The organism is Aminobacter sp. J44 (assembly GCF_007829415.1).
Lineage (GTDB): Bacteria > Pseudomonadota > Alphaproteobacteria > Rhizobiales > Rhizobiaceae > Aerobium.
The window spans coordinates 26,747-36,232 of the sequence record NZ_VLJG01000031.1 but is presented as its reverse complement, the minus strand read 5'-3'; the positions used below and the strand labels follow the sequence as shown (position 1 = coordinate 36,232).

The 9,486-nt window shown below is 65.6% G+C and carries 9 protein-coding genes; 2 read left to right on the top strand and 7 right to left on the bottom strand.

Going from position 1 to position 9,486, the window contains the following annotated elements:
* The 5 genes from L610_RS12665 to L610_RS12645 form a co-directional block, all read right to left on the bottom strand.
* On the bottom strand, window positions 1-220 hold a 220-nt coding region (locus tag L610_RS12665; protein ID WP_144705493.1), incomplete at its 3' end, for an aldehyde dehydrogenase family protein.
* A 38-nt stretch (window positions 221-258) separates the two neighbouring features.
* Window positions 259-1,050: an HpcH/HpaI aldolase/citrate lyase family protein gene (locus L610_RS12660; protein WP_034330764.1), complete on the bottom strand. Its 792-nt coding sequence runs from the start codon at window positions 1,048-1,050 to the stop codon at window positions 259-261.
* Window positions 1,037-1,837, bottom strand: coding sequence for a 2-oxo-hept-4-ene-1,7-dioate hydratase (gene hpaH, locus L610_RS12655; protein ID WP_024849517.1), 801 nt, complete (start codon window positions 1,835-1,837; stop codon window positions 1,037-1,039). The genes L610_RS12660 and hpaH overlap by 14 nt, the downstream gene beginning before the upstream one ends.
* Before the next feature lie 13 nt (window positions 1,838-1,850).
* A complete protein-coding gene (locus tag L610_RS12650; protein ID WP_144705491.1) occupies window positions 1,851-3,485 on the bottom strand; it encodes a bifunctional 3-(3-hydroxy-phenyl)propionate/3-hydroxycinnamic acid hydroxylase in 1,635 nt (544 codons plus the stop codon).
* Window positions 3,486-3,655: 170 nt separating this feature from the next.
* A complete protein-coding gene (locus L610_RS12645) occupies window positions 3,656-4,630 on the bottom strand; it encodes a tripartite tricarboxylate transporter substrate binding protein (RefSeq protein WP_024849519.1) in 975 nt (324 codons plus the stop codon).
* Between the two features lie 163 nt (window positions 4,631-4,793).
* Here L610_RS12645 and L610_RS12640 point away from each other — a divergent pair, with 163 nt between their 5' ends.
* Window positions 4,794-5,582: an IclR family transcriptional regulator gene (locus L610_RS12640; protein ID WP_084466185.1), complete on the top strand. Its 789-nt coding sequence runs from the start codon at window positions 4,794-4,796 to the stop codon at window positions 5,580-5,582.
* A 46-nt stretch (window positions 5,583-5,628) separates the two neighbouring features.
* On the opposite strand, the gene L610_RS12635 is transcribed toward L610_RS12640, so the two are convergent.
* Both L610_RS12635 and L610_RS12630 read right to left on the bottom strand, forming a co-directional pair.
* Window positions 5,629-6,450 carry a sugar phosphate isomerase/epimerase gene (locus L610_RS12635; RefSeq protein WP_024849521.1) on the bottom strand — a complete coding sequence of 274 codons (822 nt, stop codon included), beginning with the start codon at window positions 6,448-6,450 and terminating at the stop codon, window positions 5,629-5,631.
* A gap of 4 nt (window positions 6,451-6,454) precedes the next feature.
* Window positions 6,455-8,152 carry an FAD-binding protein gene (locus L610_RS12630; protein ID WP_144705489.1) on the bottom strand — a complete coding sequence of 566 codons (1,698 nt, stop codon included), beginning with the start codon at window positions 8,150-8,152 and terminating at the stop codon, window positions 6,455-6,457.
* A gap of 635 nt (window positions 8,153-8,787) precedes the next feature.
* Between L610_RS12630 and L610_RS12625 the strand changes: the two genes are divergently transcribed.
* Window positions 8,788-9,486, top strand: a complete 699-nt coding sequence (locus tag L610_RS12625; RefSeq protein WP_024849524.1) for an alpha/beta fold hydrolase — start codon at window positions 8,788-8,790, stop codon at window positions 9,484-9,486.

Below are 9,486 nucleotides of genomic sequence, written 5' to 3'. Positions count from 1 at the left end.
AGCGCTCCTTGGCCGGGCGCTTTGCCCAGGGGCGGAAGGCGGCGTCGGCGTCCGAAATCGCTTCCTCGACCTCTTCGGCCGAGAGCGACGGCACGGAGGCGATCAGCTCGCCGGTTGCCGGATTGGTCACGTCCACCGTCTTGCCCGAGCGGGCCTCGACCCACTCGCCGTTGACGAGGCACTTGTCGCGCAAAAGTCCCGGATCTTTCAGGGGCAGCATGTCTGTCTCGCTACAAAAGAAAAAGAAAGCAGCCGCGTTCAGCGGCTGCGGTACTGCTCGGCAAGCTGGGTGACGGCGCGCATGAAGACGCCGACGTCGGAGCCGACAGCGATGAACTGCGCCCCGTCCTCGCGCGCCTCGGCAACGTGCTCGGGCGTGCCCAGGAGGATGCCCGGCGCCTTGCCGGCGGCGCGGATCTTTCGCGTCGTCTCGCGGATCACCTTGCGCACTTTCGGGTGCGTCGGCTGGCCGCGATAGCCCATGTCGGCGGAAAGGTCCGCCGGGCCGATGAAAAGGCCGTCGATGCGCTCGATCTTCAAAATCTCGTCGAGGTTCTCGACCGACTTCACGCTCTCGACCTGCAGAAGAATGCAGATCTCGTCATTGGCGCTGGCAAGATACTGCGAGCGGCGGCCGAAATCGGAGGCGCGAGCAAGGGCGGCACCCACGCCGCGCTTGCCTTCCGGCGCGTAGAGGCAGGCGCGCACGGCCTGCTCGGCCTGGTCGGCGGTGTCGATCATCGGCACCAGCACCGTCTGGAAGCCGATGTCGAGCACCTGCTTCAGCATCCAGTCTTCGCCGGCAACGACGCGCACGACAGGATGCGCCGTGCCGCCCTGGGCAGCACGCAGCTGGTCGCGCAGCATCGCCATGTCGTTCGGCGCGTGCTCGCCGTCGAACAGCAGCCAGTCAAAACCTGCCCTGGCGCTGATTTCGGCGGTCTCGGCCGAGGTGAGCCCCTGCCAGAAGCCGGTCAGCACCTCGCCGCGCTTCAGCGCCGCGCGAAACTCGTTCACCGGTGCGCGGGTCGCGTTCTCAGAGGAAGTCACAGCGCACCTCACCGAACGGGCCGTAGTCGGCAACGAAGCGGCTGCCATGCGGCGCCTCGACCGGGCGGATGAACGAGCCGGACAAGACGATGTCGCCGGCCGACAGCTTGCCGCCATAGTTGGCGATGCGCGCCGCCAGCCAGATGATGCCGGTGACCGGATCGTCGAGCACACCGGCGCCAAGGCCGGTTTCCTCGACGATGCCGTCGCGCTTGAGGATGCAGCCCATCCAGCGCAGGTCCGTCTTCGACGCATCGAACCGGCCTTCGCCAAGCACGATGCCGCCATTGGCGGCGTTGTCGGAGATGGTGTCGGTGACCTTGCGGATCGCGCCGGTCGCCGGGTCCTTGCGGATGATGCGGGTGTCGAGGAGTTCGAGCGCCGGCGCGACATAGTCGGTTGCGGCGAGCACGTCCTCGCGGGTGAGGTTCGCGCCCTCGAGGTCGCCCTTCAGGATGAAGGCGATCTCGGCCTCGACGCGCGGCTGGATGAAGCGGTCCGCCGGGATCGACGCGCCGTTGGCAAACAGCATGTCGTCGTAGAGCACGCCCGAATCCGGGGTCGTGATCTGCAGCGCCTCCTGCATGGCGCGGGAGGTCAGCCCGATCTTCCAGCCGATGCGGCGGAAGCCGGCTGCGTCACGCGCAGCCAGCATCGCGTCCTGGACGGCATAGGCATCGTCGAGGTCCATCTGCGGGAAACGCTGGGAGAGCAGTCCGATCTGCTTGCCGGACTTCTCGGCCTCGAACAGGGCGAGGCCGCATTCCCGGTGGTCCTGGGGTGTCATGCCGGTCATCAGATTACTCCGCAGCCATACGGTATTCGACGTGGCGCTGCTCGCCGAGCTGCGCGCGAAGGCGCGCAACCGCACCCGGCAGCTCGTGGCGGTCGCAGACCGCGAAGACGTAGCGATCCGGGCGCAGGATGTAGAACTTCTGCTTCGGGGCCTTCAGCAGCATGTCGCGGAAGACGCCGTCGAGGTCATCCAGCACCAGCGTGTCCGGATGCGCGCTCCAGCCGACCTTGCCGCGGCGCGAGCGATTGATCTGCACGATCGTGCCGATCGACTGCAGGTAGGCGCGGTCCGGGGCCGACAGTTGCGCCGCCGGGTCCTCGTTGATGCCGATGACGGCGAAGCCCTTGCCGATCGCATCGTCGAGCAGCATCGGCCTGTCCTCGGCATCGGCCACCTTCGGCTGCACCATCATGCGGCCGACCAGCAACTTGCCGCCCGAATTGGAGTGGTCGACGATGCCCTTCTCGTAAAACGGCATCGGCTTGAACTTCATCTGCAGCACGTAGTCGCGCAGGGCCGGCAGGCGATGGACGCACCAGAAGAACGCCTTGCGGAAGTACTCGGTGAAGTAGCTGTAGGGCGCGTAGAACTTTCCGATGCCGGTGGCGAACTTCACCATCTGCTCGGCGTGGTGCTGGCGCTCCTGCTCGTAGCTGTCGAGGATCTTGGCGTCAGCCTTGCCCTGGACGACCATGGCGAGCTTCCACGACAGGTTCATCACGTCGCGCAGGCCGGAGTTGAGGCCCTGGCCGAAGAACGGCGGCTGCAGGTGGGCGGCGTCGCCCGCGATGAAGATGCGGCCCTTGCGGAAGGATTCGGCAATGCGCGAGTGGTGCGTGTAGATGCGCGCGCGGATGATGTCCGGCTTCTCGTCCGGCCCGAGGCGCTTGCGCAGCAGGCGCGCGATCTCTTCCGGGTTCGACATCTTCTCGTCGGTGTCCTCGGGACGCAGACGGAACTCGAAGCGGCGGTGACCGTAGGGCAGATCGATGACGATGTAGGGATTCTTAGGATCGCAGTAGATCGCCGAATAGGGCTCGAAGCGGTCGTCGTTCCTGAGGTCGACGACGAGCCAGCGCCACGGGTGGGTGTCGCCGAGCAGTTTGATGTTGAGGCCCTTGCGCACGGTCGACTTGCCGCCGTCGCAGCCGACGACGTAGGGCGCGCGCATGACCCTGGTGCCTTCGGCGGTCTTGACGTTGAGGGTCACGCCCTCGTCGTCCTGGCTGAAGGTCTCGACCTCATGGCCGGTCAGCACCTTGACGTGCGAGAAGCGCGCGAGGCCCGAGCGGATCACCTTCTCCGACAACGGCTGGATGAACAGGTTGCGGCGCGGCCAGCCGAACGGCTTTGCCTTCGGCCCCACCTCGGCGAACATCTTGCCGTTGGAGTGGTGGTAGCGCAGCAGCGTGTTCTGGATCATGTCCTTGAGCAGCGGCTCGGCGAGACCCGTGGTCTGGAAGGCGCGCAGCGCCTCGTCGTCCATGCCGACCGCGCGCGGATAGTCGATGATGTCCGGCTCGCGCTCAAGAATCAGCGTCCGCACCCCGTAGGTGCCGAGCAGGTTGCCGAGGGTGGAACCGGCAGGGCCGCCACCGACGATGATGACGTCCGCGTCGAATTGAGGTTGCTGGGCCATGATGTCTCTCCCGATAGCGCGAGCTTGGCTCGAAATTCGATGTCCGTCTTATGATAAACGTAATCTCGAAATGCAATAATGAATATCGCAACTCACATACAAAACGGCCGCCCACATGGGGCGGCCGCTGCGTCATCCGGGTAGGATGTTAATAAGTTCGCTGGCGCGTCTTACTTGGAGACGATGCCGGCCTTCTCGGCCAGCGGGCCCCACAGCGAGACCGCGTCGTCGACGCGCTGCTGCAGCGCCGCGCCGTCGCCGCCGACCTTGGTGTAGCCGTTGGTGTCGAGATACTTGACGACGCGCTCGGAAGTCAGAGCCTCGTTCACGCCGGCATTGATCTCGTTGACGATCTCGTCCGGGGTCTGGCTCTGGACGAACACGCCCCACCAGGCGATAGCGCGCAGGCCGTCGACGCCGGCCTCGGCGAAGGTCGGGGCTTCCGGCATCAGCGGCGACTTGTAGTCGACCGCGAGCACGTTCATCGTGCCCTTGGCGACTTCACCGGCCGCGGCGCCGACGCCGAACACGCCGAGCTGGACTTCGCCAGCGGCCATCGCCTGGATGACCGGGCTCACGCCCTTGAAGTGCACGATCTTGATGTCGATGCCGGCGACCGACTTGAGCAGCTCGCCCGCAAGGTGCGGAGAGGAAGCCGGGCCGAAGGTGCCGAGCGCGAGGCTCTCGTTCTTGGCGCGCTCGACGAGCTCGGACATCGTCTTGATGCCGGTGTTGGAGCCGGCCAGGAACGCCAGCGGCCACTCGCCGACGGTGACGACCGGGCGCAGGTCTTCCTTCAGATTGTACGGCAGGCTCGGCATGGTGACCTCGTTGAGGGCAATGCCGATGTCGTTGAACAGGATCTGCGTGCCGTCCGGCTTGGAGCGGGCAACGGCCTGCGTTGCGATCACGCCGCCGGCGCCCGGCTTGTTCTCGACCACGACGGCCGAACCCCAGCGGGTCTGCAGCTCCTCGGCGACGAGGCGCGCGATCGCATCGGTGGTGCCGCCGGCCGCGAACGGCACGACGATGGTGACCGGGCCGCTCGGATACTTGTCCTGCGCAGCGGCCGAACCGGCAAGGGCGGTCAGTGCGAGGGCGGCACCCATGAGTGCGCGGCGGGTGAAAGAAAGGCTCTGAATCAAGACGACTCCTCCAAGTTGTCTCCTCATTTTGTGATTAACATGTTCTCACAAAAAGAGAGAGGTCGAGGGCAATTACGCGAGCCGGACCCCAAAGGCAAGAGATCTTGCCGTTTGTGACCGAAAGTTGATATGGAAATTGTCGCAATTTGGTGCGGGGGAAGGAATGCCAGGGAAGAACAAGGCCATGGAAAAGGCTGTCAGCGCCAATTCGACGGCGGATCGCGCCATCGAGATTCTGCTCGCCTTCGACGCGGCGCATCCGGTGTGGACGCCGACGGAGCTGGCGAAGCATCTCAACATGCCGCGCTCGACGATCTACCGCTATTTCAACAGCCTCAAGCATTACGGCCTCATCATCGAGGACCGCGACGGCGGCTTCCAGCTGTCGGCGAAGGTCGTCGAGCTGGCGCGCGTCGCCAAGAGCACCACGACGGTGATGCGCATTGCGCGGCCCTGGCTGGAACGCTTGTCGGAAAAGTTCGGCGAATTCACGTCGCTGCGCGAGCTGATCGGGCCGGAGCTGGTCCCCGTGGACCGCATCGACTGCCGCCATCACGTGCGCATTCCTTACCTGCGCAACACCACGCTGCCTTGGCCGGCGACCGCCGGCGCCAAGGTGATGCTCGCCTTCGCTTCGCCGAAGGAGCTGGAGGAGATGTTCAAGCTGTTCACGCCTGTCGCCTACACGCCGAACACGATCACCGAAAAAAGCCTGCTCGAGAAGGAACTGGAGCGCGTGCGCCGGCAGGGCTATGCGGTGTCGAACGAGGAGCGCGACGAGGGCGTGAGCGGCGTCGCCGCGCCGATCTTCTCGGGCGGAAGGCTCGCCTACTGCATCGCGCTAGGCGGCCCCGCCTTCCGCTTCGTCGGCAACAATCTCGCGCAGATGACCGACGAGATCACAGAGGCCTGCGAGGCAATCACCGCTGACCTGACAAAGTACGAGTTGTAGGTAAGGAGGGGGCCGGCGGCGCCCCTGCCCGTTCTTATCCTCGACCTCAGGCCCGGCCGGCGGCTTCGATGACGCGCTTGGTGGCCTCAAGTCCCATCCGCGCGCGTTCAACCGGGCTGACGGTCTGCGCCAGCTCGCGCTTCGGCACCTCGACGCTGAGCGGTGTGCCGTCAGGAATGGCGCGGACGATCCCGGCAAGGTCGATCGCGCCTTCGCCCGGGAACAGCCGCGCATTGCGCGCGACGTAAATCAGCCCCTCGTCGGACGGATCATAATCGGCAAGCCCGTCGCACATCTGCACATAGTGGATGTGCGACGCCGGGATCGTCGCAATATCCTCGAGCCGCGACTTCGAGCGGTCGAAGTGGAGGCCGTCGATCAGGACGCCGCCATTCTCCTGGCCCGCCGCCAGCACGATGTCGCGCGCATCCGGCAGCGCCTTGACGCCCGTCCACGGCATGAATTCGAGGTCGCAGGTGAGGTTGTAGCCCTTCGCCAGCTCGCAGAGCTTGGCAAAGGTGTCGGTGAGGCGCGCCTTGTCGCTGTCATCGCCGGCGACCAGCACGTTCCTCGCGCCAAGCGCCGCGCCACGCTCGAAGAACGGCGCAAACGTGTTCACGTCCGTACCTTCCTTCAGCCGCGCGATTTCGATGTCGGAGACGTAGATGCCGGTGCCGGAAAGCAGCGCCTTCGCTTCGGCCAGCAGCGCGTCGTCGGTCAGCAGCGGATAGGGCTCCTCACCTTGCGCCGCGGCCGGCAGCAACCTGAGGCCAACGCAATCGTAGCCGGTCTCGGCCGCGATGCGGATCGCCTCGAGCGGGCCGACATCGAAGACGGTGAGGAAGGAAAGGCTGATCGGATGGGGCATGATTTCAGTCCTGAAGCTTGTTGGCCAGATGCTGCGCGATTCGCCAGCCCAAGACGATGGCCGGGCCGATCGTCGTGCCGGGGCCGGGATAGGTGCCGCGGAACAGCGACGTCATGTCGTTGCCACAGGCATAGAGGCCCTCGATCGGGGAGCCTGCCTCGGAAAGCACCTGGCCGTTGGCGTTGCAGGTAAGACCCGCACTGCAGGCAAGGTCCAGCGGCTGCACCTTGAGCGCATAGAACGGCGCCGCTTCGATTGGCTTCATGCACGGATTGGGCTTCACCTCGGCATCGCCGTTGAAGCGGTTCATCACGCTGGTGCCGCGGCCATATTCGAGGTCCTCGCCCGTAACGGCATAGCCGTTGTGGCGCTCGACGGTGTCCTGCAGGTTCGCCGCGTCGACGCCGATCTTCTGCGCGAGTTCCGCGAGCGTCGCGCCCTTCGTCACATAACCCTTCTTCAGGAAGTAGCCGAGTTTCTTCGCGCCCGGGAAGACCAGGCCGAGGCCATATTTGCGGATGAACGCGTCGTCGACGACGAGCCAGGCCTCCTTGAGCCCTGCCCGGATCATGCCCATGCAGAAGTCGTGATAGCTGTCGGACTCGTTGACGAAGCGGCGCCCGTCAGGGCCGACGGCGATCAGGCCCGGCTTGGCGCGGTCGAGGATGATGTGCGGCCACACCGCATCGGTGCCGTCCTCGCGCTTCATGATCGAGCACGGCATCCACAGCGCAGGGCTGTCATGGCCATCATCGAGCCTTGCGCCGGCGGATTTGACCGCGATCGAAATGCCGTCGCCGGTATTGGGCTCCGGCGCCTGCGAGCGCATGGCGACTTCCTTCGGAAACAGCTTTTGGCGCAGCTCGCGGTTCCAGGCGACGCCGCCGGTGGCCAGCACCACGCCGCGGCGGGCGCGGATGGTGCGCGTTCCTTCAGGCGTCGACACCTGCGCGCCCACGACCTTGCCGTCCTCGATGATGAGTTCCTTGAGCGGGGCGTTGAACAGAACCGGCACGTTGCGCTGGCGCAGGCTGTAGTACAGCCGCGCCACCAGCGCGTTGCCCATCAAAAGCCGCGTGCCGCGCGGATATTTCAGGCGATCGGCGAAATAGCGCAGGACGACGGAGAGCGTGACCTTGAGGTTCTGCAGGCTGGAGAACGGGTTGAGCAGCGAGGCGACCTCGCCGCGTCCGACCATCATGCCGCCAAGGCCCATGAAGACACGGTGCGGCGGGCGCACGCGCCGGAACTCGTCTCCGAGCAGACGGCCGTCGAACATGTCGGGCACCAGCGCGCGGCCGCCATAGGCTGCGCCCGGGTGGCCGCCGAGATAGTCGGGATGCGCCTGCGCGGCGGTGAACTTCACCTCGCTCTCGCGTTCGAGCATGTCGACCGCGGCGCGGCCGGATGCCAGGAAAGCCGCGCGCAGTTCGTCGCCGCCGCGATTGCCGACCACCGACTTCAGGAAGGCGTCGGCATCCTCGACACGGTCCGGCACGCCGGCGCGCTCGCTCTGGCTGGTGCCGGGGATCCAGGTGGTGCCGCCGGAGGTTGCGGTCGTGCCGCCGACCATGTCGGACTTCTCGCACAACAGCACGTCGAGGCCGTTGATCGCGCCCGTCAGCGCCGCGGTCATACCCCCCGCTCCGGCACCGAATACGAGCAGGTCCACCTCTTCTACCGCGCGGCTCTGGCTGGTCATGAATGTCTCCGGAATGCAAATGGTCGCTCATCCTTTTCACAAAACGGAATGACATTCAACATTGGGATCTATTTCTGCAGGGCCGGCGAGTGGAGGAAATAACTCGCGGTGCGTGCACCTGCAGGTCTCATCCTGGCCCGCCGGCGGAGGGTCGCTGTTCCGGAATGGATCTTCGGGTCAAGCCCGAAGATGACGAAGACGGGGACGGGTTCGCACAACGGGCAGGCCGGGTCGCACATCCTCGTTGGCAAACAGCCGGGCCGTGCACCGTCGTCGGAAGGTCGGTGCGGCCTAATCGTTGAGAGCTACATCTCAACCTTCGTCATCCTCGGGCTTGACCCGAGGATCCATGCCGGAACGCTGGTGATACGCACGGCGAGGTGCAACGGACACGGGTCCGCCACATCGCAAACCCTCCCCCTCAAGTCAGCACCATCGCGCCGCCCGACACTCTCCCTCTGAACCGCCCCGGCGCCGGACGCATCCTCTATCGCGCCTGCCGGCAGCATCCGGCCGCCGTGAATACAGAAAGCGCCGTTCCTGTGCACACGCAGGAAAAATTCACGCACCTTTTCCCGTTGGATTGACGTTCCTGTATACAGCCTGTATCTCCAACTCAGTTGGAGGAAGTTTCGTTGACCACGCTCGTTCTCATTCCCGGCCTCGTCTCCGATGCCATTGTCTGGCAGGCGGTGGCGGAGGCCGCGCCGCTGCCGGCGCATCACGCAGATGTCACCCGCGACGATTCCATCACCGCGATGGCCGAAAGAGTGCTGTCGGAGACGGACGGCGAGCTGATCGTCGTTGGCCATTCGATGGGCGGGCGCGTTGCGCTGGAAATGGCGCGGATAGCCCCGGGCCGCGTGCGCGGGCTGGTACTGGCGAACACCGGCCATGGCCCCAAGCGCGAGGCGGAACTGCCCAAGCGCTACGAGATGATCGCGCTCGGCCACCAGGATATGGGCGAGCTTGCCGATGTTTGGCTGCCGCCGATGATGCATCCGGAGCGCAGCGGCAATGATCCGCAGCTGGTGGCGCGGCTGAAGGAAATGGTGTTGCGCGCGGGCCCCGAGGTTCACGAGCGCCAGATCCGCGCCCTGATCGGCCGCCCGAACGCCACCGCTTACCTTCCCGAAATCCGCTGCCCGATCCTCTTGCTCACCGGCCGCCAGGACGGCTGGAGCCCGGTCGCGCAGCACCAGGAAATCGCCGACGCGGTTCCCGACGCGGAACTCGCGATCATCGAGGATGCCGGCCATTTCGCGCCGGTGGAACAGCCAGAGGCGGTCACCTCCCGGATCGTCGAATGGCTCCAACGCAGGTTTGGATACTGA